Origin of the sequence: Micromonospora zamorensis (genome assembly GCF_900090275.1) — a bacterium.
Taxonomy (GTDB): Bacteria; Actinomycetota; Actinomycetes; order Mycobacteriales; family Micromonosporaceae; genus Micromonospora; species Micromonospora zamorensis.
Window position 1 is genome coordinate 2,591,751 of record NZ_LT607755.1, and the last position, 22,507, is coordinate 2,614,257.

Sequence of the window (22,507 nt, forward strand, 5' to 3'; positions counted from 1 at the left end):
CATCCGGCTCCCTAAATGAGACCCCATATGTTCTGTTCGCTCCGGTCGCTCCAGCCAATAGCAACTCGACTAGACGAATTCCGCGAAGGCTATCAGCCACGACCCCTCCTTCTTGCGGGAATGTCTAGCGCGCGATGTTCAGGAACGGTTTCATTGATGTCATCCATGAAGTCAATCAATAGCCAGGAGCGTCCTATCCACTCTCCCGCTGCCTCGTTCAGGCGTGCGTCTGAGAGGCGGCCGAGTCGCCGGACCACGATTATAGCGGCTTCTCGATACGACTCTGCATATACCGAGGTCATTTCCTGAGCCATCATGCGCCCATTTAGAGAGAGTCGATATCCGGTTGCATGGATGCGCGCTAGGCCATACGACAGCAATAGCGAAAGATCGTACTGTAGGCGGCGGCGCCTGCTCGCGAATCGCTGACCTGTTGATGCGTAGGAGAGTTGTTGGTCGCTGAATCCAGCAAGCCGCAGAGCTAGCCGATCAGTTCGGTCTCGATCTTGGTTTCCCGAAACTACTACGAACGGGTTCGCTGAGAAGAAATCGTAATAGCCAAGTCGGTCTAAGGTCGGTACACGTACCCTTATTTTTTCTGAAACTTCAAGTAGTAACAGTAGCTGGGCTAACCTGAAGACCGTGCTATCTTCGGGGGGTCTAGGTACGGCCGCCGATAGGGAGAAGTGTCCATTGCTGTCGACTGGATGAATGTGAACGTTCATGATGTCGCCTCTAGTTCGGCAGGCTCGGCGACTCGAAGGGAAATTGGCTTGGTTGCGCGTGGTCCATCATGTGTTGTTGCTATCTCACGCCAATGCTTCACCCAGCCTGCGCGAGCGTCCTCCACAAGGCGATGGGCGATGCCTTTCCGGTGCGCAGGCCGGAGGCGAATGCCATCTGGATCTGGACAGGAGGCCGCGGCTGACATCACGTCTTCTAGGAGGCTGTCGATTCGCCCATCATGATCAACCTGCCTGACCCCGACATTGAATCGTTGCTCCCATAGATGTTGGATTTCGAGGTGCAGTTCCTGTAGGGCTGCGACCCCGTCCCGGTTTCCCTTCTCTGCTAAATCACGGGCAAGTGCTTCCGCTGCGAAGAAAAGACCCTTCGCGGCGTCAGTTTCGGCTTCGCCGGCCGCTTCTAATTGGCGAACAAATAGGGTGTCGTTGAAGAGCGTAAGGTCGTCAATGAACTGCACGTGCTCGGGAGCCTGGCCGAGTCCGCCCTGTTCTGAAAAGTATCTTTCACGCACAATTGCTGCATCGGGCTGCATCAGGCGCTTCCGCAGAGCTGTGCCATTCCACAGGGATATGGAAAGCTTATGGTTGCGCCGCTTTCCTGCGGCCCACGTGTCAAACCACTGCTGCTCTTCTGGCGCAAGAATGCATGGTGTACAAAGCGTCCACGCGTCTACGGAAAATCCTTCCGAGGCAGCCTTCTTCATCAATTCATTGAAGGACTGCCTTACCTGGCCACGTTGTGACTCGCCGCTCCAGTCGAGAAAGAATTTCGACTGCCAGACGGCGATGGCTGAGTCGAGTTGGCCGACATAGGTATCAATGCCCCAGTCATAGCCCCCCGGACCACTTACCTCGTTGGCCGTGAGATGCTGCACGTCGACGAGGTCGGTGATCATGGTCTGGAAGACTTCGCGCGCCCCAGCGAAGCTGCCGGCTTCATACAGAAGTCTCGCGAACATGACCGCAGGGGGTGGCAAAGCTTTCATGTCCACCTACCCGACATCATGGAGCAACACTATGGGGACCTTGTGTTGAGGTCCAGTCTTTCATAACGGGGGTAGATCGTCTAAGGTGACGTGGCCGTCCGAAGGCGTTCCCTGCGGCAGTGATCTTGATTTGAGTGCCCCGCACATCTTCGGCGAGGGGCACGAAGGTCATGTCAGCCTCGTCTTGCAAGCGAAAACGGTGCCGGCCTTTTTAGCCGCAACAGGGCCGCCAACGACGACTACAGGCGCCTAGCAGCGCCTGAAGAAACATCCGGTTAGCAACGATTTGTTTGCGGTTAACCTGGTGGGCGACGGGACGATTCGACCCTGTGCGCCGGATTATCTTCACGGAGTCTGCCGTGTCGGGCAGGCTTCGCAACCTTCTGCATCACCAGGGGGCAGCCAAACGGCCGAGCCGCCAGCAAGATACACGGGAGCGTGTCGGTCACGAGCGTGCATTGCCGCACGAACTCGTGTGGCGACGTTGCCCGGAAGACGCTGCTCGGCCTCTTGTGGCGGAAAGAAGGCGACGTCCTCTAACTCATGACCCTGCAGATGCAAGCCATCGAGGGTGGCAATGGACCCGCAGTCGAATGTGAAGCTGATGATCGCGCGTGGCCGCTGCCCGGCGGGCGGTGCCCAGTCGGCTACGAGAAGGTCGCCCACGACTGCAAGGAACCCCAACTCCTCTCGGATCTCGCGAGCACACGCATCGTGTGGGTACTCGCCCTCGTCCACGTAGCCGCCGGGGAAGGCCCAGTGGTCGCGGTACGTCGGTTTGACGAGCAGCACGTTGCCGTCCGGGTCGGTGATGAAGGCCGCGGCGGCGGCATAAAAAGAAGCCAGGTTGGCGTACCAGGTGGCGGGATCCGTCCAGGTCACCTCGGTGACGCTACCGAATGTATCTAGGTGAGCTCTTGCTCTAGGTGGCTGCCGGCATCGCTGCGAGGGTATGCAGGACCTCGTTGACCTGGGGTGATGCCTGCTGCGGGCTGAGAGCAGTAGCGAGTTCGCGGACGCGCTGTTGAACGCGCGCCGACTCGATGCCCGCACCGTGCCGCCCGAGCTTAGAGGCCCAGTTGCAGGCAGCGTCGGTGTCTCCAGCGCGGGCATGTGTCATGGCGACGAGCGCGGTGTGCAGGGCCAGCGTCCGGGTGTTCTTGCTGCCGAGGTTCAGTGCGTCGGGAGCGTGTCGAAGGGCCTGTGTGTACAGGTGCAGGTCGCCCAGGCACCTCAGCGCGGCCCCGGCCAGGTGAGCGGGGCTGAAGTAGCCGACCCAGCGCGGGCCGGAATCTGTGCCCGTCCGGTCGAGAGCACGCTCAGCCTTAGCGAGGGCGAGTTGGCACGCACGTCGCTCGCCTGACTGTCCGTACGCAGTAGCGGCGGTGGCATGCAGCCGAGCGAGGACAGCGGCGGGTGCGCGTCCGGCCCCGTCAATGGCTGCTTCGACGAGCCGGGACGCCTCCCGACCGTGGCCCAGGAACACCGCCTGGGTGGCGAGGTTGGCCAGCAGGTGAGCGCCGTAGAGGCGGTCGTCAGCGGCCTTGGCGAGCCGCAGGCCGAGCGTCACATGATGTTGTGCCATCGCATGTTCGCCCGCGTCGTACGACATGAAAGCAAGTTGGCCGGAGAGCGTTGCCGCTGCGCGCATGAGGTCGCGTCCCACGGCCTCGGTGTAGGTGCCGTGCAGCATCGGCGCGACCTGACGCATCAGGAAGTCGGCCACGACAGCACGGGTGCGCGGAGAGCCGCTGCCGTGACGTCGGTCGAGGTCGGTGAAGTGGTCGGCCAGCGCGTACAGCGATTGAACGTCGGTGGAGGTGACCTGTTGCCGGCCGCTCCGGCTGACCGCCTGGTCGGGCAGGTCATACCGCCAGCCGAGTGCTGCCTCTAGCGCTTTGCCGCTGTCGAAAGCCCCGCTGTCCTGTTGGCTGAGGCGCTTGGCCAATCTCGTCCAGATCAGCTCGGCGGTATCGATCGCTCCATCGAAGGTCGCAGGGTAGACACACATGCCGATGCTCTCGGCCGCGCCAAAGCCCAGCTCGGTCACGCCGACCGAGCGACCGAGCTTGCGGGCTAGGGTCTCAGCCATTGCGGCCTGGACGTGCTCGCCAGGCCGGCGACCGCGTAACCACCAGTAGACGCTGGCGGCGTCGTAACGCCAGGCGCCCTCGTTGCGGCCGGCGTGGTTGAGCTGCCGAGCAAAGGCGGCGTGAGCGTTACCGTAGCCGGCGGCAAGTAGCAGCCCCTCGAACGCTGCGTTCGTCACCGGTCGCGCCATGGTTCCGCCTCCAGGCATCAGTCAACTACCAACAGTGACGAGCCTATGGGCTGCTGCGGTCCTATGGGGACCCGCGCAACCCTGCGCAACCCACGTCCTGAGCAGCGCAACCGAGCGCATCGCTTGCCATCTGGTCCGTCGACCGGCAGCCCGCTTCGCTGATCGCAGGGGTCCTGAGTGACGGCAAACGTCACACCCCGGCCAGCGGAGGTGTCAATGCAGGGCGATGAGTCGGCGAACAAGGGTGAGCAGTCTGAGGCAGCCGAGCGGGAGGCTGCCAAACAGCGCCTCCTGGCCCAGGCCGAGGCGGATCGCGTACCCGTAGACGACACGACCCGCGCGGTCCCGGACCGGCGGTGGCGGCGTGACCAGCGATGACGTCCCGATCGGCCGCCGCGTGGCCCGCTGGCGGGTGCGGCGGTCGATGACGCAGCAGATGCTTGCCGACCGCCTGCGCAGGTCGAAGAGCTGGGTGGACAAGGTGGAGCGGGGCGTGCGCGCCCTGGACCGGTACTCGGTGATCCAGGAACTGGCCGACGTCCTGCGGGTCGACCCGGAGGTGCTGCTCGGCCAGCAACGGCCGACGCCTGCCGGCCCGCCAGACGGGGTGGACGACATCCGGGCCGTGCTCGCCCGCTACGACATCCCTCAGGCCCCGGCCCAGACGATGGAGGACGTCAGGAGGCAGATCGGGTACGCCTGGTTGACCTACCAGCACGCGCACTACGGGCAGTTGGTGCGGGTGTTGCCGGGTCTGCTCGACGCCGCCCAGGGCGCGCGGTCGGCGGAGGTGCTGGTGCAGGCGTACCGGATCACCTCGTCGCTGCTGGTGAAGCTCGGCGAGGCCGACCTCGGGTGGCTGGCCGCCGACCGGGCGATGGCCGCCGCCGGCGACGACCCGATCCTGGCGGCAACGGCAACAATCTCGGTAGCCCAAGCGCTCCGTGCGTCAAACCGCGACCGTCTCGCCCTGACGGCGACCCTCAATGCGGCAAACCGCATCCTCCCACTCCCATCTCGCGTCGTTGATCATGAGGTTGGCGGGTGTGGTGGAGATCAAAGTGCCCGTCAACCTCATGATCACCAGGGTCCGGGGGAATGGGCTTTGGGTGGGACGTTGCTGGTGCAGGCCGCTCTGGCCGCCGCCGGCTGCGGCGACGCCCGCCGCGCCGAGGAGCTGACCGACCGGGCCGCGGGCGTTGCCGCACACCTTCGGAGGTACGACGACACGCACCGCACCAGCTTCGGGCCGATCGCCGTCGACCTGGCGCGGGTGCTGTGCGCGGCGCAACGGGGTGACGCCGACGAGGCGCTGCAACGGCACGTTACGGTGGTGCGGCGGGAGGCGTTCCGGCGGTTGCCGGCCGAGCATCGGGGCGCGTACCTGGTTGATGTCGCGCGGGCTTACCTCCAGGTGGGTGACCTGCGCGGCGCTGCACGCGCCCTGGTGGACGCGGACAGTGTCGCGCCTGCTGAAGTCCGGTGCCGGCCGTTGGCGCGTACCGTGATCGCCGAGGTTGCTCGCGCGCAACCGGCGCCGGCCGGCGTGGCGCGACTCGCCACGCTGGTCGGGCTCACGAGGTGAAACCTCGCCGTCCTGCTATGCGCGGCCGACCCAGGTGGCGACGCACGCCTCGTTGCCCTCGGCGTCGGCCAGGACCCACCACAAAGGTGCGTGCGCGTCGGAGAGCAGGTTGCCGCCGGCGGCCAGGGCGGCGGCGATGCGAGCCTCTGCCTGATCGAGTGCGACAGGTCGCATGGATTGCGGCAGATTCTCGGGTCTGGTCTTGGTTTGGACGCTGCGGTGTCGTCAGCCATCTCCGCCAGGCCGTGGCGGATGCTGGTCCTGGGTCAGCTTCTCCGTCAATCGCGTCGGCCCGGTGCTACGGTTCGGGCCGTGCTGAAGGTGCTTGTCAGCGGATGCTTGCAGGGGCGGGCGCTGCGTTACGACGCGACATATGTGCCGGTGAACTCGCTGATCTGGGACCGCTGGTCGGCCGAAGGACGCCTCGTGCGGTTCTGTCCGGAGGTCGCGGTGGGCTTTCCCATTCCTCGCCCGCCCGCCGAGATAGTAGGGGGGACTGCGGGAGACGTTCTCGCGGGTTCCGCGCGGGTTGAAGAAGCCACCGGCGCAGACGTCACCAACCTGTTTAGGCTCGCCGCTCGACGAGCACTGGACCGGGCGGTAGAGGCAGGCGTCGCGCTCGCGATCCTTGTCGACGGCAGCCCAACCTGCGGCAGTAGCGTGATCTATGACGGCTCATTCACCGGCCGTACCGTGCCCGGACGGGGAGTAGCCGCAGAGGAACTGCTACGTCACGGCATACCGGTGTTCCACGAAGGGCAGCTTGCGCAAGCCGCAGCGATGCTCGCTGACCTGGAGAAGTCAGAGCGCTGCACCGGGTAGCGAGCCCAGCGCCGTCAGCGGTCGGCAAGTCGGCCACAGGTCCGGAAGATGTCTCTCATCTTTCACGACCACCGTGCACATTCGACGTCGAGGCGTGGGTCGGTACGCACCCAGACTTCGCCCCCGACGGCCCCGGCCGGGGCGTCGACCCGTTCGAGCCCGAGGAACTCGATCAACTGGAGAAGTTCGGCTCGATCGGCTCGGTCATCGTCGACATCATGCGAGTCGAAGAAGACGTAATGCTTGTCGCTCGGGTCGACGACGCCGGAATCTGCCCAGATCCGGCCGACTTCTTCGATTGCCGCTGCTTCCGTCGTGAACGTGGCGGCGCGGGCGGCACCGCGGGTCTCCGGCGACGCGTCGAGGTCGGAGAGGTCGGAGAACCACTGGCCGAAGTGGTCGAGGCCGGCATATCCGTTCTCGAAGAACAGCATCGCGCTCGGAAGGTAGCGGTTGGCCCTGTCGACCCGTAGGTGTTCCGACCGAGGTTGGTCCGCATCCTTGATCCGGGAGATCACACCCAGACGGGGCATGAGTACCAGACTCTGCCTTGCCGCTTCGTCAGTGATGGTGTAGGTGTCAGACTCTCGACCCCGGAAGAACGCGGAGAACGCCACGTAGGCCTCTTGAGGGTCGTCCACGGAGACGTGTTGATCGTTGCCATCACCGACGGCGAAGACGAACTGCTTCGGTCCGGGACTGTAGGGGCGGGCCATGTGCGTCCTTCGGTCACGTGGGATAGATCCAGCAGCGTAGTGGATCGAGGGGACATGTCCGCGGCCCTGATCAGAGGCGTGCTGTGCGCGCTTACCCTGCGCCAGCGACCAGCTGCCCGCAAGCCCTGAACCAGACCACGATCGAGCGGGGGTTTCCCCGAACGTGAGATTCGGGCATGTACCTGGGCACTGGAGGGGAGATTCGGCAATGCTGGTAACTGGTTATCTCGGCGCGGTGCTCATCGGTGCGCTCGTCGGTCTGCTCGGCCGACTCATCCTGCCGGGGAGGCAGCGGATCGGTTTCTTCGCCACGTTCGTCATCGGCGTCGGCTCGGCGGTGCTGGGCACCGTGGTTGCCCGGGCGCTCGATATCGACGACGGAGCCGGCGTGAAGGTGTGGGTGCTGCGCTGGGACTGGGTCGTGCTCGCGATCCAGGTCGGCGTCGCGATCATCGCCGTGGCGCTGGCGAACATGCTCACCTTCACCCGGCTTGCCGGCGGCGACGAGAAGCCCCGTCGGCGGGTCCGCCGCAGCCAGGCCAAGGGCTGAACGGGCGAGCCACCCCGGGTGGCCGCGACGTGCGCTGCCCTGTCGTCGGCTGTCCCAGCCGACCTGTCCGGGATGCCAGCGGAGGGACCACCCGTCCGAGTGGTCCCTCCGCTGGTTTGCTGGTGAGTGGCTAAACTTCAGATTGGCAGTTCACCTGTGCTCTGCTGCGGCGGGCGCAGCCTCGGGAGGGTGTTCCAGCACCCTCTCGAGGGGCCGTCCCATCGGACGGCGCCTACTCGCAGAAGACCCGCACGGTGGCATCGGGTGAATCCACCTCCACGGTCACCTCGTCGAGGTGCTCCACGAGCGCCTCCAACTGCTCGGGCTTGAGCTGCGTCAGGTCGATCGGCACACCCGAGTCGCTGAGTGAGGCGTTGGCCTTGACCAGGGCCTGCGGCGGGACCAGCGCCGCCAGCCGTACGCCGGCCCGCAGCAGTTGCAGTGGCACCCGCACGTTGACCCGCGACGGCTCGCCGTTGTCGGTGGCGTCCACCACCACCCGCAGGTACTTCACCTTGCCCTTCTGTCGGACGTCGTGACTCGTCGTCGCCGGTGCCTGGTCCCGTTCGAGGGCGGAGATGAGCTGCTCCGCCTCCTCGGCGGTGATCTTGCCGGCGGCCAGCATGTCGAGGATGTCCTTGCGTTGTTCGGTCATTCGAACCTCTCCTATCGGATAGCCACGAGCACGGCCGTGCGGCCCTGCTCGATGTCGAAGCGGGCGCCGGGCAGCGCGGAGACGACGCGCCAGCCGGCGCCGAGTGCCCGCACCACACCGATGCGGAACACGACGCAGGCCACGATCGCCGCCAGCACGACCAGGGCCACGACCGGGAAGAGCACGAGCACCACGGGAAGCACCGGAACCCAGACGCGGATGGGCCGGCGGTCCGGGCGTTTGACCTTCACGGTCACCAACTGCGGCATCACGACCGGCCGTCCAGCTCGGCCAACGCCTGCTGTGCGGTGATCTCACCGCGGCGCAGCCTGTCGATGATGTCGGCCCGCGACGGCGCCGGGTCGGTCTCGACGAAGTCGAGCATCTGCGTGATCCGGTTGAGTCGTGATTTGATCGTCGGGTAGCTCACCCCGAAGATGCGTTCCATCTCCTTGATCGAACCGTGGCAGCGCACGAACGCCGTGACGAAGACCTGATCCTCGATGTTGAGCTGAGCCAGTTGGGGCGGCTCGAACTCGCCCTCGATCGCGACGCCGTTGCTCGCCAGGCGCACCCGCTCGACGACGAACGGCTGCCCTCGCGTCAGGCTGGTGAGTTCCTGCCAGTCCATCGCCTGCTCTGTCATACACAATGTGTAGCGCTGATATCCTTAACTTACAAGACTTTGATCTTAATTTTCTTAAGGTGGCGCCGCTCAGGATGGTGGAGGTGAGCGACGGGATGCAACGGGCGGGGAGCGGGCCGTGGGTGGGACGCTGCTGGACCAGGCCTCGCTGGCCGCCGCCGGTTGCGGCGACGCCCGTCGCGCCGACGAGCTGACCGAGGGGGCCGCGGGGGTCGCCGCCAACCTTCGGGGGTACGACGACACGCACCGCACCAGCTTCGGGCCGATCGTCGTCGACCTGGCGCGGGTGCTGTCCGCGGCGCAACGGGGTGACGCCGACGAGGCGCTGCACAGGCACTCGGCCGTGATTCGGCGGGAGGCGTTCCGGCGGTTGCCGGCCGAGTACCGGGGCGCGTACCTGGTTGATGTCGCCCGGGCGTACCTCCAGGTGGGTGACCTGCGCGGCGCCGCACGCGCCCTGGTGGACGCGGACAGTGTCGCGCCGGCTGAGGTTCGGTGCCGGCCGTTGGCGCGTACGGTGATTGCCGAGATCGCCCGCGCGAACCCGGCGCCGGCTGGCGTGGCGCGACTGGCGGCGCTGGTTGGCCTCACCCGCTGACTGGCTGCTGCCTCGGAGGGGGAGGGGCCGACCAGGTCAGTGAGGGCATACTGCGTATGCTCTGCGGCCATGCGACCTGGCGACCGTGCGGTGGCGCTCGCCGCCGTGGTGGGCGGATTCCTGCTCGGCTTTCTCGACTTCTGCTGGATCAAGTGGCTGCCGTATCCCTTCGCGGAACTCGGCAACTCCACAGCGGCCTGGGCGGTCGCTGCCTTCTTCTTCGGCTACTGGGTGCGGTCCGGGTGGCTGCGTTCGGCACTCGGTGCCGCCGTGCTGCTCGTCGTCGCGGTGCCCAGCTACTACCTGGCGGCGGCGCTCCTGCAGGGCGACGACCTCGCGGTGCTCTGGGCACCGTCGTCGCTGGTCTGGATGGTTTTCGGCGTGCTCGCCGGAGTGGTCTTCGGCACCGGCGGGACGTGGGCGCGTGGTGAGGGGTGGCGGCAGGTCGTCGGGGTGGCGCTGCCGGCCGCCGTGTTCTTCGAGGAGGCGGCCCGATTTGCCGGCAAGGCGACCGACCCCGACCACGGGGCCGCCGTGTGGTGGAACGTGATCATCGACGTTGCGCTGGGTCTGCTGATCGTGGTGCTGACCGGCGGGTCGCATCGACGGCGGGCCCTCGCCGTCGCGGTGGCCGTGCCGCTGGCCGGCGCGATCCTGGTGAGCTTCGCGGTGGCCGGCCGGATCTTCTCGTAGTCGTTCCGGTAGGAGATCGGGGCTCGGGTCGTGGCGACGATGGCCCGGGCCGAACGTCCGACCTGGGCCACCGCCGTTGCGAGTACGGACCGGGTCAGCCGCAGATCCACCGGACCGGGGTCGAGTAGTGGTTGCCGTACGCGACGTCGTCGTCGCTCAGGCCGGTGATGTCGGCAACCGAGTACGGAGACGGACCGAATGGCAGCGCGCGGTCGATGCCGTCCTGCCGAAGCCACTGCTGGTTCTCGTAGGTCTGCTCGTAGGCGACCGAGCCACGCGCGTTGACCGCGTGCGCCACGGCCCCCTCAGCGAGCAGGACCGGGGCTGTTCCGGGCGCCCACGCGAGAACGAGTTGGCGGGACCCGGTGTATTCCTGGCCCACCACCACACCCGCGCTGATCCCGGTCAGCGCCCAGGTGGTGTCCGGACCGGGCGCGTAGCCGGGCAGCAGCTCAGGCTGGGCGTTGGGCGCCCAACGCACCGGCTTCTCGGACAGGTAACCGATGACGGTGCCGTCGACGTCGACATCGATCGCCCGACTGTCGCCGGAACCCGGCAGGACCCGGACGCTGTTGTCCGCCGCCCAGGTCACCGCCGTCGGCTGCCCGTCGGCGAACCGCACCCACCCGACCACGGTGCCGTCCCCGGCGATGGCGCTCGCGATGGTCTGCACACTGCCCGGCAGGCCTGGCAACGCGGTCACCTGCCCGGCGGAGTACCGCCACGCGGTGCTGCGGTAGAGCCCGTCCTCGGAGGAGGTGTTGCCGACAAAATCGCCCTGCTCGTTGACGTCCGTCGGTGAGCCGGTCGGCGGGCCGAGGTTGGTCGGCACACCCGCGTCCCACCGGATGAGGTGTTCGCGCCAGGAGGTGTCCGTCCCGTGCGCGATCTGGAACCGGCCGCTGGGGTCGGCGTGCATGACCGTGATCCGCTGCCACGACCCGGCGGGCAGCCGCAGATCCTCACGGACGCAGGGCGGGCCCACCCCGGCGGCCCGCGTGGCCACCTCCGCCACCTCAGCCGCCGAGGCGGCCGACGGCAGGGCGGTCACCGCCGCCACCACCGACGCCACAGCCATCAGCTCGGCGATGCCTGGTCGAATCCTCATCGAAATCCCCCGTGTCTCAACAGATGACATGTGTCGCCGTCGATCTTAGGGAACTCGGACAAGCGTCGATGACCCGCTGCGGGATTGTCTGTTCGGCGGGTGCCCGCGGCGCGGTCACTCGAAGAACTTGATGCTGAACCCGGTGTCGGCTGTCGGGCCGGGCACATTGGCGCGGCGGTAGGTGGCGTTGCCCCACCAGCAGAAGGTGCCCGTGTACCAGTGCCGGTTCGCCCAGGAATACGCGGTGCCCTTGGGTACGCCGTGGTACATCAGCGGGAACCTCGGCCCGGCCGGCGGGCTCGTGGCGATGTCGCCGTTGAGCAGCACGAAGCTGTGGTGGCCGGGCCCGTTCACGTACAGGGTGGGATCCCAGCCGGCCATCATGGTGGCCCGGTTCGAGCCGAACAGGCAGCCGTTCGACTTGTACCAGTCCCATACGTACGTGGGGTCACCGCCGGCGCGCAGTCGCAGGTCGGCGAGGCAGTACTGGTCACTCCAGCTGCCGTTGGCGGAGTAGACGATGTGCAGCTGCCCGTTAGGGTCCCTGATCGCCTCGGGGGACTCGTTGATGAACGGATTGCCGACGACGCGCTCCCAGCTCTCGCGTGGCTGGGAGATGACGTACCGGCTGCCGGTCGGCGTGAGCGGGTCACTCATCCGGCTGAGGTAGATGTTCTGCTCGATGTTGGTGTCGCCGGCCCAACCCGACCAGACGAACCACCGCTGACCGTTGAAGGTGAACAGGCTGCCGTCGATGGCCCACTTGCCGCCGGGCAGCGCGAGCTGCCGCTCGGCCGTGTAGCCGCTGGCCGGCGACGCCGAGTGGATCGCGTACATGCGGTGGGCGGTGCCGCGCCCGGCCGAGAAGTAGATGTAGTAGCGGCCACCATCGGTGACGATCTCCGGGGCCCAGACCTCACCGAGGTTGCGGCTGTCCGTCCAGACCTGCCGCGCGGGTGCGGCGGCCAGCGCGTCGGGGGAGGCCGCCTGCCGGACGGCGATCCCGCCGTTGAGCGACTGGACGGAGATGTAGGTGGCACCGACGCGGATCACGCTCGGGTCGGCGGCCCGCAGGCTGGTCTGCCCGGCCGCCGCCGGCCCAGCACCGACCAGGGACAGGCCGGTGGCGAGCACGGCGGCCAGCAGGATGGAGAGGAGTCGCGGAAGGGTTCGGTTACCGACGTTCACGATCGGGATTCCTCTCCTCGAACTGAGCTGGCCGGGGGTTGGCCCCGGTCAGGTCGGATCCGGTCGTGCAGCCAGGGGGCGACAACGATCGATGCTCATAGATTAAGCCAGGAGTCGACGAGCCACAGCGTTGGTTGCCAGACCTGGGCGCTGCCGAGCTGCGGGTCCTGCCGCTGGCATCCCTGCGCTAGCGTCTGGGCCCATGGACTCCGTGGACGTGGCCTTGGCCGTCGTGTGCGCCGCCGCCAACCTGGCCATGGCCGCCGTGCTGCTCGTCAAAAGCCGTGGCGGCACGACTGTGCCCCTGATCTTCGGCCGCCCGCAGCACCTTCCACGCCTGCGGGCCGCCATGTACGCCTGCATCGGGCTGGGGCTGGGCGTGGGCTGGCTCGTCAAGGACGTCTTCCCGCCGCACTCCACCGGCGACACGGTGGTGTACAACGTGGTGAGGGTCCTGCTGGTCGCTGGTGTCATCACCGCACTGCTGGGTGCCTTCCGGTACCCGCGGTCCCTCAGTGACAAGGCGGCTCGCTAGGCGTTGGCCCGCTGTGGGTGTCAGCCACTCATCGCTGCGACGAATCGCGTAGAGCGTCGCTCGTCCATTCGGCGAAAGTCGTGAGGGAATGCCGAGGGCTCGCGCGTACTCCGGGCGGGCCGGCTGCCCGACCATGTTCATCTGTTCGTGGGAGAGGCCGGCCCGCTCCGGCATCCCTGCGGCGACCGCCTCCTCCTCGGTCATGTCCCGGTCGATCATGGAGTTGTGGTGCCCGTTCGCAGACGGGTCGCGGCTCTTGTCACCCACCACAAGTCCATGATCGACGGGCGCGGGCGGCTCAGCTGGTGCGGTCGGGTGCGGCACAGCCGTCCGGGGTGCACACGTCACCGGTGCCGGCAAGGGTCGGCAGTGGTTGTGGCGTGGGATGGCTCTCGGCCCACGCCTTGGCGATGACCGCGAGCAGGTCGTCGATGCCGATCGCCCCGGGAACGGCGAAGCGGCCGTCGAACACGAGGAAGGGCGCGCCTCGTGCCCCGAGGCGCTCTGCCTCGCGCTGGTCGGTCGCCACCCGGGTCCGGTAGCGGCGGCTGCGCAGGGCCTCTGCGGCGTCGGCGCGGTCCAGGCCCACCTCGGCGGCGAAGTCGAGGACCTCGTCGGCGGTCCACAGCTTGCGGGCCTGCCCGAAGTGCGCGCGGAACATCGCCGTCCAGATCTCGGTGCCGCGGCCCTGGTCGGTCGCGTAGGCGAGCAGCTCGTGGGCCAGGTCAGTCGGCCCGAGCGTGCGGTCCACCGCGTGGTAGGGAGTCAGGCCCTCCGCCTCGGCGGCCCGTTCGATGGGCCGCAGGACCCGGTCGACGGTCGTCGCGGGGGCCCCGGCCATCGTGATCAACTCTCGTTGACTGACGCCCTCGCGGGGCAGGTCGGGGTGAAGCTGGAAGGACCGGTGGACCACCTGCACCTGATCGCCGTACGGGAACCGGTCCAGGGCCTGGTGGAGCCGGTGGTCCATCAGCCCGCAGTACGGGCAGACGATGTCCGACCAGAACTCGATCTTCATGGCACTCCTCCTCTATTCTCACTTCTTGTTCGTAACGCCATCATGCATGAGAATTGGAAGGCCACAAAAGGTACATTCATGTTCGTGGCAAGGGGCTGACGGAGAGGTGGCAGGGGATGAGTGCAGGGGATCTTCGGCGCAGGCGCACCAACGTCCGGGCTAACGTCCGGGCGGCTCCGGGGCCCTGTGCGCACTGGAACGACGAGGACGCCGACTTCATCCGCGAGGTCCTGGACCTCGTCGGCGACAAATGGAGTGTCCTGATCATCGGCACGCTCGCCGACGGACCGGTCCGCTATTCGGACCTGGGTGACGCGATCCCCGGCATCTCGCAGCGCATGCTGACGCTGACCTTGAAGCACCTCCAGCGCACCGGCCTCGTCACCCGGACCTCGTATCCCGAGGTTCCGCCCCGCGTCGAGTACGCCCTCACCGAGCTGGGCGGGTCACTGCTCTCCACCGTCCTGGCGCTGGCGGCCTGGTCGGCCGACCATCATGCCGAGATCCGCCGCCACCAGACAACGTACGACAACGGCAACACGGACTGACGCTGGTCGATCATGAAGTTATGGTGCCCGTCCGGGGATGAATTGTGGCTTTTGCGGACCACCAGAACTCCATGATCAACCGGGTTCGGGGCGTCATCGAGCCGCCCGACGCCCGGCGAGCGCGTCGCGTACGGCGAAGACGACCAGTGCGAGCGGCACGAAGACCCACAGTTGAAGAACGGTGTAGCGGCGCAGCTCCCGGTCGATGTCGACACCGGTGAGTTCGGCGTCGAGGGCACCGGGCCTCGTCAGTGCGATCGCGTGCAGGGACAGCGGCGCATAGTTGAGACCCGCCCCGGTGAACCACAGGCCGATCGCCCGGCTGCCGAGGCTGCTCGACGACGCCAGCAACCAGATGCCCAGCGCCATCATGGCAACCACGCCGACCAGGAACTCGGCCAGGATGATGCGCCGCCGGCGGGCGGTGCCTCGGGTGCCGTGCATGTCGACGGCCGCCAGGCGACGAACGTTCATCGAACGATGATGGCACCGGCGGGCAACGTCCGCGGTCAGGCCGAAAGGCCGTCGAGCGACGCTCCACCTCACCGCCCGTCGCGCCGCCGGCCGGCCGCGGGCGCGGTGAACTGGGTGACGAGGAAGTCGAGCCGCGCGTCCTGGCCGTCCGGCGGGATGCGGCCGCTGTCGGACAGGACGGCCATGCCGTGCAACGCGCTCCAGGTGACCTCGGCGATGAGTTCGCGGCGCTCGTCGTCCGGGTCGAAGCAGCTCACGAACTCGTCGAAGCCCGCCCGCAGGGGAGGCGGTGTCTCGGGGGTGGCGAACCTCAGGTCGGTGGGCAGGACGAACATGGCCTGGTAGAGGGCGGGTCGTTCGGTGGCGAAATCCAGGTAGGCGCGGCAGACGGCACGCAGGGCCTGCCCCGGCTCAGGGGCGGCCAGTCGCGCGCGGCGCAGGTGGGCGGCGAGTTCGCCGAAGCCGTCGATGGCGACGGCGCTCACGATCGCTTCCTTGCCGTTGAAGTGGCTGTAGAGCACCGGCTGGCTGTATTCGACGCGTTCGGCCAGGCGCCGCGTCGTCACCGCCTCCCAGCCCTCGGTCTCCGCAAGTTCGCGCGCGGCCGTGACGATCAGCTGGTGACGGTGGGCGCGTTCGCGTTCGCGGCGCTCGTTGATGCCGGACATGACTGCATCCTAGCAACGCTTGACTTCCTGTCGAAGCTAGATCTAGCGTTGCTAGCACAAATAGCGCCGGCAACAGTCGCTGCGGGCGCTGCCGTCAAAAGGGGAGACAACCCATGCTCACCACCGTCGCCACCGTGCTCGCCGCACTGATCGGCGTAGGCATCATCGTCATCGGCGCGCGCGTCTTCTGGGCGCCGCAGGCCGCAGTCGGGTTCGGCATCCCCGGCACGCCGACCGACGACCGGGCGTTTCAGGCCTGGCTGACCGTCAAGGGCGTGCGCGACATCGCGTCGGGGCTCTTCATCTTCATCCTGATCATCGGAGCGACGTCAGACCTGTTGGGTTGGTTCATGCTGGCCGCCACCCTCATACCCATCGGCGACGCGCTGATCGTGCTGCGCAGCAAGGGCCCAAAGGCGATCGCGTACGGCGTCCACGCGAGCACGGCCCTGGTGATGCTGGCGATCAGCGTGCTCCTGCTCGTCGGCTGAGCGCGTGCCGGCCGAGCGGTCACAACTGGGCGACGACCACAGTGGTGGCCTGGGCGATGAGCGCGTCGTCGGGGGTGGCGTCCAACTTGTCGCGGCTGGACAGCACGGCGACGACGATCGGGGCGCGATCGGGCGGCCAGATCACCGCGATGTCGTTGCGGGTGCCGTACCCTCCGGTCCCGGTCTTGTCCCCGACCACCCAGCCGGCGGGCACCCCGGCGCGGACCAGCCCCGCGCCGGTGGTGTTGCCCTTCAGCCAGCCGCGCAGCACGTCGCGGTCCGCGGGCGTCAGGGCATCCCCCACTGTGTACGCCCGGAGGTCGCCCGCCAGAGCCCGCGCCGTGCTGGTGTCCCGTCGGTCGCCCGGCGTCGCCTCGTTGAGGGCGGTCTCGTAGCGGGCCGGGTCGGTGACCGTGTCGCCGATCCCGCGCAGCTTCTTCTCGAACCCCTGCGGGCCCCCGAGGTGACGCAGCAGCAGATTCCCGGCCGTGTTGTCGCTGTAGCGCACGGCGGCGTCGGCGAGGGCACGCAGGCTCATGCCCTCGGCGACGTGCTTCTCGGTGATCGGTGCGTGCGACACCAGGTCCTGCGCCGAATAGCGCACCACCCGGTCCAGCTCGGCGTCGGTGGTGCCGTCCAGCACCTCGGCGGCGGCCAACGCCTTCCACGTCGAGGCGTACGCGAACCGCTCGTCGGGTCGGTGTTCCACGGTGCGGCCGGTGCCCGTGTCGACGGCGTAGATCCCCAGTCGCGCCTGGAACGTCTTCTCCAGCCGCTGGAACTCCTGCTCGGCGGCCGGCGACGGGGAGGCCGTCACCTCGGGGCTGGCCGTCACCTCGGGGCTCGGCGTCGTGCGCGCCTCGGGTGCGTCGCCGGTGCCGCACCCCGCCAGCGACACCAGTGTCGACGCCGTCGCCACGACGGCCACCAGACGTCGGACAGGGATCGTCATCGTCGTTCCTCCTCCTGCGCCGACGGCCCGGGCAGAATCTCGACGTACCCGTCGCTGCCGTGCACCCGGATCCGCTGCCCGTCGCGGATCAACCGGGTGGCGTCGAGCACGCTCACGACAGCCGGCAGACCATACTCCCGTGCGATCACCGCGCCGTGCGTCATCAACCCACCGACCTCCGTCACCAGGCCGGCGATGCCGACGAACAGCGGCGTCCAGCTGGGGTCCGTATGGGTCGTGACGAGGATGTCACCCGCTTCGAGATCAGCCTGTGCCATGTCGAGGATGACGCGGGCGCGTCCTTCGACCGTCCCGGCGGACACCGGCACACCGATCAGGGCGCCGGCCGGCACGTCGTCGCGTCGGTAGGCCCCGGTGATGACCTCGCCGTCCGAGGTCAGCACCCGGGGAGGCGTGAGCGCCTGGTACGACCGGAACGCGTCCCTGCGCTGCCGGATCAGCTCGTCGTCCACCTGGTGCGAGCGCACGACCTCGTGGAACTCCTGGAACGTGAGGTGGAAGACGTCTTCGGTCTCGGTGAGCACGCCGGCCCGCACGAGGCGCTCCGCCTCGCCCAGCAGGGCCTGCTTGTAGACGAAGTAGCGGCTGATGATGCCGTACTTCGGGTACTCCCGATAGCCGATGAAGGTCCGTACCCGGTCGATCATCCGCTCGGTCTCGTCGGCCTTCTGCTGCCCGTCCGGCAGCGCCCGCAGGCGCGTCAACACCTCCTGCGCCTTCTGCCGCGCCTGCTGCTGCCCCTGCTCGAAGCGCCGCCTGGCGGCGCCCGGCTCGAAGAGCCGGACGTTGTCGAGGATCACGGGCACGAGCGTGCTGGGGCGTTCGCTCCACCGTGGCCTGGTGATGTCGATCTCGCCGACGCAGCGCATGCCGTACCGGTCGAGGTACGCCTCGATGGCCTCGCGCGCCTCGGTCCCGCCCGCGAGTTTCGGCAGCTCGTCGAGGAAACCGTCGTCCTCGACGCCCCGCAGGAACGCCACCACCTCCGGATGCGGACGGATCACGTCGGCGACGTCGAGCAGCGCCAGGCCCATCTCCGACGTGATGTTGCCGGGGGCCGACAGGGTGAGGGTGTCCGCGGCGTTCTTCTCGCCCAGCCACTCGTGCAGCCGGTCGTTGAGCCACCAGGTGGCCTCCATGCCAGCCATGATCGCCTGCATGTTCAGCGGCTCACCGAGGATCCGCTTGTGCTCCTGGAAGGCCTTCAGCAGGAAGTCGAACAGCGCCGTACCGGTCACCGTCGCGATGTCGCGCCGCAACGCGGCGATGGACGCCTCGCTGCGCTCGATCAGCTCGGTCACGATGGCCGGGTCGGTCTCGATCGGGGCGGACGCGCCGCCGGTCGTCGGCCTGCCGGGACCACCGTCGTCCGGGACCGTCGGAATGAAGTCCGGGCGATCGAGCAGCGTCTCCAACGCGTCCCCCATCAGCGGATCGGACTTCCCCGCCATCTCCAGGAAGCCGGCGCGGCTCGCGGGTGAGGCAAGCAGCCGGGTGGCGTCGACGAACAACCTCCCGCCGGCCTCCAGCATCGGGGCCATGGCCGTCAACTGCCACATCGAGAGCCCCAGCGGTCTCATCGCGTCGGTCATCATCTGCTGGTGACCGACCGACAGGTAGACGTGGTTCTCCTGGTCAGCGGCTGCGGGAATGGGGAACAACGTGGTGATCGGCCGGCTCTGCACGATCTGGAAGTCGTCGTCGACCAGGCACCATTCGATGTCCTGCGGACGGCCGAAATGCGCCTCGATCCGTCGCCCGAGCCGCACCAGCCGCACGACCTGCGCCTCGGTCAGCGCCGGCTGCTCCTGCCGCTGCGTGTCGATCGCCACTTCCCGCGTACCGCCGCCCGGCAGAGCAGCGACGGCACGGTGTTTGGCGGCGACCGCCCCGGTGACGACCTCCCCGTCGCGCACCGTGAAGACGTCCGGGTTCACCAGGCCGGACACCAGGGCCTCGCCGAGCCCGAAGCTGGCGTCCACTGTCGCGACCTTCCGGTTGCCCGAGACCGGGTCGGCCGTGAACAGGATTCCGGCCGCATCCGGAAAAACCATCTGCTGTACGACGACAGCCATGTCTACCGCGCGGTGGTCGATGCCGTTGCGCAGGCGGTAGATGACGGCCCGTTCGGTGAACAGCGACGCCCAGCATCGGCTGACGTGCCGCAGGACCGCCTCCGGCCCCACCACGTTCAGGTAGGTGTCCTGCTGACCCGCGAAGGAAGCCGTGGGAGTGTCCTCTGCCGTCGCGCTGGAGCGCACGGCGTAGGCGGCCTCCTCGCCGAACCGGGCGAGCGCGCGGGTGATCGTGGCCGCCAGGTCGGCCGGAATCGCGGCCTCCTCGATGCTCCGGCGGATCTCCGCGCTGAGCGTGCCGATCGCCTCCCGGTCGTCCGGGCCCAGGCGCGACAGCTGGTCGAGCCGGTTGTCGATCGACGGCGCCTCCGCCATGACCCGCCGGAAGGCGGCCGTCGTCACGCAGAACCCGGCCGGCACGCGGACGCCGTCGATCCGCGACAGCCCGCCCAGATGCGCGGCCTTGCCACCGACGACCCCGACCTGCGTCTCGTCAACCTCCCGAAGATCCAACAACGGTGCGAGGTCGCTGCGGTCCCCGTCCATCGACAACACACTCACGTCATGCCCCCGTTACGTCCTGATGCTGGTCCGGCCGCAGATTCTGCGCCAGGACCGGGGTCTTGCCGCAAGCCCCCAGGTGCGATATACGTTAGAAGCGGCAGGGAGAGTTATCTCCCTGCCTTTGCTTTTTGTCGCCCAGGGCGGTGCGGTGACCCGCCTGGCCGCCGCACACCCCCGTCCCGCCTCACTAGAGTCGCCACCATGTGGATCCGGATCGACGGCAGCGACCTCCCGGGGCGGCGCGTCGGTGCGGAGGCCGACACGCTGCGGCTGGGCAACGTGCACGTCGGGGTCCAGCGCAAGGCCGAGGTGGTCGAGTTGGTGCCGGCCGACGCGCCGACGGCAACCTGGTGCTTCGAGGTGTCCAGCCGCGAGGTCGACGGGATGCTCGACGTCGGCGGCCCCTGGGTGCACGGGCGGCCCGGGGCGCGGTTCCTGTATCTGAGCTGGGGCGCGGTGACCGAGAACGGCTTCGCGATGTTCCGACGAGCGAAGCTGATGTTCACCGACATCCCGACCGAGCTGCTGCGCGCCGCACACGAGGGCAACGGGACACTCGTCGGCCGGGTCGGGTTGACCGATGCCGCGGGCGGACCACTGTCCGCGCGTGTCCGACCTCCCGGTGTCGCCTGGACGGTGGAGTGACCCTGTCCTACTGCCGCCGTACCCGTCTGCCGTGGCGAGACCGACGGCGCGGGTCGGTGTCGTCCGCCGACCAGCCAGCGCCGCACTCCGGGTGACCCGCAGGGCGCCCGTCGGCCGCCTTGACCTTGACACAGTGGCAAGGTCTTCAGTGGGGTCCAGGAGGTGGTCCCGATGACCAGGCCGGAAAAGGACACGAACACGATGGGGGCGCTCCAGGCGCTGGAGAACGCCGACCCGTCGGTGCGGCTGCGCGCGGCGCTGGCGGTCGGCACGGCCCCGGACCCACTGTTCGTCGACGCCCTCGTCGAGCGGTGCGCGATCGAGCACGAGTTCTCCGTACGCGAGATGCTCACCTGGGCACTGATCCGCCACCCAACCGCGCTGACCGTGCCGAAGCTCACCGACCAACTCAGCTCGGAGCGTGCGCAGGCCCGGAGCCAGGCGTTGCACACGTTGTCCAAGATCGGCGATCGGCGGGCCTGGCCGGCGCTGACACGGGCGCTGCTGACCGACCCGGACGACGAGGTGGCGCGAAGCGCCTGGCGAGCGGCGGTCGTCCTCGTGCCGCCGGGTGAGGAGACCGAGTTGGCCGGCGTGTTGGCGACACAGCTCGGGCGCGGCACGCGGGACACGCGGTTGAGCCTCAGCCGGGCGCTGGTCGCGCTCGGTGCGGTGACCATGCCGATCCTGCGCGTCGCGATGACGGATCCCGACCCGCACGTACGCGCGCACGCGATCGCGACGGAACGGCTGACGCGGGACCCGGATGCCGGTGTCGAGTTCGCGATCGAGGAGGCGAAGCGCGTGGTGGCCCTCGGCGCGATCGGTGAGAAGGGATGATGCGCAGGTGTTGATCGGTGACGTGGCGCGCCGGTCCGGGGTCAGCGCCCGCATGCTCCGGCACTACGACTCGCTCGGCCTGGTCCGGCCGACCGGTCGGAGTGGTGCCGGCTATCGGGAGTACTCCGACGAGGACATCCGGCTGATCTTCCAGGTCGAGAGCCTGCGGTCCCTGGGTCTGTCGTTGCGTGACGTCCGGCGGGCACTCGACGATCCCGGCTTCGCACCCTCCGACCTCGTCGACAACCTGATCCAGCGGACGCGACAGCGCATCGCGGATGAGCTGGACCTGCTCACCCGACTGCGTCGGATCGGTGCCGCCGAACCCGCCGACTGGGAGGACGTCCTCCAGGTCGTCGCGCTCCTACAGGCACTGGGCTCGCCGAGCGCGGGCAGGCGTCAGCGCGCGGCCCTGTCCTCGGTCGACGGGGCTCAGGTGCCCGTGGAGGCACTCGTCGAGGCGGCGCTCAACGAGTCCGACCCGAACGTCGCCGGAGCCCTGCGATGGGCGCTGGCACAGTCGGGGGACGGGGGCCTGGCGCTGCTCGCGGACGGCCTCCGCTCACCGCAGGCCGACGTACGCGAGCGTGCCGTCCAGACCATCGGCGAGATCCCGCACGACGCGGCGACCGACGTGCTGCGCGACGCCCTCGCGAGCCCCGACGTCGTGGTCCGCAGGGTCGCGGCGTTGGCGCTCGGTGCACGGGGGGTGGCGGACGCGGTCCCGACGCTGATCGACATGGTCGTCGAGGAGACGAAGGACGCCGAAGCGGCCGACGTATTGGGCGTGCTGGCGACCGATCCCGCGGAGGCGGACCGGATCGCGACCAGCCTCGTCGACCGCCTCGCCCGGGGCACCCTGACCCCGTCCGCGCGTCGGCGGCTGACCGAGGCGCTGGCGGACATCCCGGGCAGCACCGCCGCACGCGCGCTGATGGGCCTGTCGCAGGACGACGACCGTGCCGTCGCGCTGACGGCGACATCCATCCTGACGCTCCGCGAGGAGGCCGGGAAGCTCCGCGACGGGACCGGAAGGCGTCGCCACGGGGCTGGGCCGGGCACGATGCCGGACGGCCCCCTCGCCTGAGCGAGAGGGCCGTCC

25 protein-coding genes and 1 pseudogene are annotated in these 22,507 nt (G+C 68.3%); 11 read left to right on the top strand and 15 right to left on the bottom strand.

Annotation, left to right across the window (positions count from 1 at the left end; genetic code table 11):
• Positions 1–721 precede the first annotated feature (721 nt).
• The 3 genes from GA0070619_RS32345 to GA0070619_RS33410 form a co-directional block, all read right to left on the bottom strand.
• Positions 722–1,738, bottom strand: a complete 1,017-nt coding sequence (locus tag GA0070619_RS32345) for a hypothetical protein (protein ID WP_157743974.1) — start codon at positions 1,736–1,738, stop codon at positions 722–724.
• Positions 1,739–2,077: 339 nt separating this feature from the next.
• Complete coding sequence (locus tag GA0070619_RS11065) at positions 2,078–2,614, bottom strand: NUDIX domain-containing protein (RefSeq protein ID WP_231927372.1); 537 nt, start codon at positions 2,612–2,614, stop codon at positions 2,078–2,080.
• Between the two features lie 40 nt (positions 2,615–2,654).
• Positions 2,655–4,013 (bottom strand): hypothetical protein, encoded by a 1,359-nt coding sequence (locus GA0070619_RS33410; protein ID WP_231927373.1) that lies wholly within the window; start codon positions 4,011–4,013, stop codon positions 2,655–2,657.
• 364 nt (positions 4,014–4,377) lie between these two features.
• On the opposite strand from GA0070619_RS33410, the gene GA0070619_RS11070 reads away from it, so the two are divergent.
• Entirely contained in the window at positions 4,378–5,598 is a 1,221-nt protein-coding gene (locus tag GA0070619_RS11070; protein ID WP_088947978.1) for a helix-turn-helix domain-containing protein, read from the top strand.
• Positions 5,599–5,613: 15 nt separating this feature from the next.
• Here the strand turns inward: GA0070619_RS11070 and GA0070619_RS32350 are convergent.
• Positions 5,614–5,754: pseudogene (locus tag GA0070619_RS32350) on the bottom strand (VOC family protein); the annotation flags it as partial.
• A 156-nt stretch (positions 5,755–5,910) separates the two neighbouring features.
• Between GA0070619_RS32350 and GA0070619_RS11075 the strand changes: the two are divergent.
• On the top strand, positions 5,911–6,420 hold the full coding sequence (locus GA0070619_RS11075; protein WP_088947979.1) for a 2-thiouracil desulfurase family protein: 510 nt from the start codon (positions 5,911–5,913) through the stop codon (positions 6,418–6,420).
• 62 nt (positions 6,421–6,482) lie between these two features.
• On the opposite strand, the gene GA0070619_RS11080 is transcribed toward GA0070619_RS11075, so the two are convergent.
• Positions 6,483–7,136 carry a hypothetical protein gene (locus GA0070619_RS11080; RefSeq protein ID WP_088947980.1) on the bottom strand — a complete coding sequence of 218 codons (654 nt, stop codon included), beginning with the start codon at positions 7,134–7,136 and terminating at the stop codon, positions 6,483–6,485.
• 208 nt (positions 7,137–7,344) lie between these two features.
• On the opposite strand from GA0070619_RS11080, the gene GA0070619_RS11085 reads away from it, so the two are divergent.
• Positions 7,345–7,686, top strand: coding sequence for a GlsB/YeaQ/YmgE family stress response membrane protein (locus GA0070619_RS11085; protein WP_196922788.1), 342 nt, complete (start codon positions 7,345–7,347; stop codon positions 7,684–7,686).
• A 232-nt stretch (positions 7,687–7,918) separates the two neighbouring features.
• Here the strand turns inward: GA0070619_RS11085 and GA0070619_RS11090 are convergent, their stop codons facing one another.
• Genes GA0070619_RS11090 through GA0070619_RS11100 form a run of 3 tightly spaced genes read right to left on the bottom strand, consistent with a single transcriptional unit; the run spans position 7,919 to position 8,987 of the window.
• Entirely contained in the window at positions 7,919–8,341 is a 423-nt protein-coding gene (locus GA0070619_RS11090) for an SHOCT-like domain-containing protein (RefSeq protein ID WP_088947981.1), read from the bottom strand.
• Between the two features lie 11 nt (positions 8,342–8,352).
• Positions 8,353–8,592, bottom strand: a complete 240-nt coding sequence (locus tag GA0070619_RS11095) for a hypothetical protein (RefSeq protein WP_231927374.1) — start codon at positions 8,590–8,592, stop codon at positions 8,353–8,355.
• A gap of 17 nt (positions 8,593–8,609) precedes the next feature.
• Complete coding sequence (locus GA0070619_RS11100; protein ID WP_197699635.1) at positions 8,610–8,987, bottom strand: DUF2089 domain-containing protein; 378 nt, start codon at positions 8,985–8,987, stop codon at positions 8,610–8,612.
• Between the two features lie 118 nt (positions 8,988–9,105).
• Between GA0070619_RS11100 and GA0070619_RS11105 the strand changes: the two genes are divergently transcribed.
• Together GA0070619_RS11105 and GA0070619_RS11110 are read left to right on the top strand one after the other, a co-directional pair.
• A complete protein-coding gene (locus GA0070619_RS11105; protein ID WP_231927375.1) occupies positions 9,106–9,585 on the top strand; it encodes a hypothetical protein in 480 nt (159 codons plus the stop codon).
• 69 nt (positions 9,586–9,654) lie between these two features.
• Entirely contained in the window at positions 9,655–10,278 is a 624-nt protein-coding gene (locus GA0070619_RS11110) for a DUF6518 family protein (protein ID WP_088947983.1), read from the top strand.
• Between the two features lie 94 nt (positions 10,279–10,372).
• Here the strand turns inward: GA0070619_RS11110 and GA0070619_RS11115 are convergent, their stop codons facing one another.
• Positions 10,373–11,386 (bottom strand): hypothetical protein, encoded by a 1,014-nt coding sequence (locus tag GA0070619_RS11115; protein WP_157743976.1) that lies wholly within the window; start codon positions 11,384–11,386, stop codon positions 10,373–10,375.
• A 114-nt stretch (positions 11,387–11,500) separates the two neighbouring features.
• Positions 11,501–12,574: a glycoside hydrolase family 43 protein gene (locus tag GA0070619_RS11120; RefSeq protein ID WP_197699636.1), complete on the bottom strand. Its 1,074-nt coding sequence runs from the start codon at positions 12,572–12,574 to the stop codon at positions 11,501–11,503.
• 202 nt (positions 12,575–12,776) lie between these two features.
• On the opposite strand from GA0070619_RS11120, the gene GA0070619_RS11125 reads away from it, so the two are divergent.
• The gene (locus tag GA0070619_RS11125; RefSeq protein ID WP_088947986.1) at positions 12,777–13,109 is read left to right on the top strand and encodes a hypothetical protein; all 333 of its coding nucleotides are present in this window, start codon (positions 12,777–12,779) and stop codon (positions 13,107–13,109) included.
• A gap of 298 nt (positions 13,110–13,407) precedes the next feature.
• Here GA0070619_RS11125 and GA0070619_RS11130 read toward each other — a convergent pair whose 3' ends face one another.
• On the bottom strand, positions 13,408–14,127 hold the full coding sequence (locus tag GA0070619_RS11130) for a DsbA family oxidoreductase (RefSeq protein ID WP_088947987.1): 720 nt from the start codon (positions 14,125–14,127) through the stop codon (positions 13,408–13,410).
• 116 nt (positions 14,128–14,243) lie between these two features.
• Between GA0070619_RS11130 and GA0070619_RS11135 the strand changes: the two genes are divergently transcribed.
• A complete protein-coding gene (locus GA0070619_RS11135) occupies positions 14,244–14,675 on the top strand; it encodes a winged helix-turn-helix transcriptional regulator (RefSeq protein WP_088947988.1) in 432 nt (143 codons plus the stop codon).
• A 93-nt stretch (positions 14,676–14,768) separates the two neighbouring features.
• On the opposite strand, the gene GA0070619_RS11140 is transcribed toward GA0070619_RS11135, so the two are convergent.
• Both GA0070619_RS11140 and GA0070619_RS11145 read right to left on the bottom strand, forming a co-directional pair.
• Complete coding sequence (locus GA0070619_RS11140; protein WP_088947989.1) at positions 14,769–15,149, bottom strand: hypothetical protein; 381 nt, start codon at positions 15,147–15,149, stop codon at positions 14,769–14,771.
• A gap of 68 nt (positions 15,150–15,217) precedes the next feature.
• A complete protein-coding gene (locus GA0070619_RS11145; RefSeq protein WP_088947990.1) occupies positions 15,218–15,817 on the bottom strand; it encodes a TetR/AcrR family transcriptional regulator in 600 nt (199 codons plus the stop codon).
• A gap of 134 nt (positions 15,818–15,951) precedes the next feature.
• Between GA0070619_RS11145 and GA0070619_RS11150 the strand changes: the two genes are divergently transcribed.
• Positions 15,952–16,308, top strand: coding sequence for a DUF4267 domain-containing protein (locus GA0070619_RS11150; RefSeq protein ID WP_231927376.1), 357 nt, complete (start codon positions 15,952–15,954; stop codon positions 16,306–16,308).
• A 19-nt stretch (positions 16,309–16,327) separates the two neighbouring features.
• On the opposite strand, the gene bla is transcribed toward GA0070619_RS11150, so the two are convergent.
• Together bla and rph are read right to left on the bottom strand one after the other, a co-directional pair.
• Positions 16,328–17,260 (bottom strand): class A beta-lactamase, encoded by a 933-nt coding sequence (gene bla, locus GA0070619_RS11155; protein WP_088947992.1) that lies wholly within the window; start codon positions 17,258–17,260, stop codon positions 16,328–16,330.
• Positions 17,257–19,902 carry a rifamycin-inactivating phosphotransferase gene (gene rph / locus GA0070619_RS11160; RefSeq protein ID WP_088947993.1) on the bottom strand — a complete coding sequence of 882 codons (2,646 nt, stop codon included), beginning with the start codon at positions 19,900–19,902 and terminating at the stop codon, positions 17,257–17,259. The genes bla and rph overlap by 4 nt, the downstream gene beginning before the upstream one ends.
• Positions 19,903–20,121: 219 nt before the next feature.
• On the opposite strand from rph, the gene GA0070619_RS11165 reads away from it, so the two are divergent.
• From GA0070619_RS11165 to GA0070619_RS11175, 3 genes are all read left to right on the top strand, one after another.
• Positions 20,122–20,565 carry a DUF5990 family protein gene (locus tag GA0070619_RS11165; protein WP_088947994.1) on the top strand — a complete coding sequence of 148 codons (444 nt, stop codon included), beginning with the start codon at positions 20,122–20,124 and terminating at the stop codon, positions 20,563–20,565.
• A 171-nt stretch (positions 20,566–20,736) separates the two neighbouring features.
• A complete protein-coding gene (locus tag GA0070619_RS11170) occupies positions 20,737–21,405 on the top strand; it encodes a HEAT repeat domain-containing protein (protein WP_088951719.1) in 669 nt (222 codons plus the stop codon).
• Positions 21,406–21,412: 7 nt separating this feature from the next.
• Complete coding sequence (locus tag GA0070619_RS11175) at positions 21,413–22,492, top strand: HEAT repeat domain-containing protein (RefSeq protein ID WP_088947995.1); 1,080 nt, start codon at positions 21,413–21,415, stop codon at positions 22,490–22,492.
• Positions 22,493–22,507 lie beyond the last annotated feature (15 nt).

Coding starts and splice junctions, on each gene's coding strand:
- GA0070619_RS33410 (WP_231927373.1), bottom strand. CDS start 4,013: ATGGCGCGACCGGTGACGAACGCAGCGTTCGAGGGGCTGCTACTTGCC.
- GA0070619_RS11080 (WP_088947980.1), bottom strand. CDS start 7,136: ATGGCCCGCCCCTACAGTCCCGGACCGAAGCAGTTCGTCTTCGCCGTC.
- GA0070619_RS11085 (WP_196922788.1), top strand. CDS start 7,345: ATGCTGGTAACTGGTTATCTCGGCGCGGTGCTCATCGGTGCGCTCGTC.
- GA0070619_RS11090 (WP_088947981.1), bottom strand. CDS start 8,341: ATGACCGAACAACGCAAGGACATCCTCGACATGCTGGCCGCCGGCAAG.
- GA0070619_RS11100 (WP_197699635.1), bottom strand. CDS start 8,987: ATGACAGAGCAGGCGATGGACTGGCAGGAACTCACCAGCCTGACGCGA.
- GA0070619_RS11110 (WP_088947983.1), top strand. CDS start 9,655: ATGCGACCTGGCGACCGTGCGGTGGCGCTCGCCGCCGTGGTGGGCGGA.
- GA0070619_RS11115 (WP_157743976.1), bottom strand. CDS start 11,386: ATGAGGATTCGACCAGGCATCGCCGAGCTGATGGCTGTGGCGTCGGTG.
- GA0070619_RS11125 (WP_088947986.1), top strand. CDS start 12,777: ATGGACTCCGTGGACGTGGCCTTGGCCGTCGTGTGCGCCGCCGCCAAC.
- GA0070619_RS11130 (WP_088947987.1), bottom strand. CDS start 14,127: ATGAAGATCGAGTTCTGGTCGGACATCGTCTGCCCGTACTGCGGGCTG.
- GA0070619_RS11135 (WP_088947988.1), top strand. CDS start 14,244: ATGAGTGCAGGGGATCTTCGGCGCAGGCGCACCAACGTCCGGGCTAAC.
- GA0070619_RS11140 (WP_088947989.1), bottom strand. CDS start 15,149: ATGAACGTTCGTCGCCTGGCGGCCGTCGACATGCACGGCACCCGAGGC.
- GA0070619_RS11145 (WP_088947990.1), bottom strand. CDS start 15,817: ATGTCCGGCATCAACGAGCGCCGCGAACGCGAACGCGCCCACCGTCAC.
- bla (WP_088947992.1), bottom strand. CDS start 17,260: ATGACGATCCCTGTCCGACGTCTGGTGGCCGTCGTGGCGACGGCGTCG.
- rph (WP_088947993.1), bottom strand. CDS start 19,902: ATGGACGGGGACCGCAGCGACCTCGCACCGTTGTTGGATCTTCGGGAG.
- GA0070619_RS11165 (WP_088947994.1), top strand. CDS start 20,122: ATGTGGATCCGGATCGACGGCAGCGACCTCCCGGGGCGGCGCGTCGGT.
- GA0070619_RS11170 (WP_088951719.1), top strand. CDS start 20,737: ATGACCAGGCCGGAAAAGGACACGAACACGATGGGGGCGCTCCAGGCG.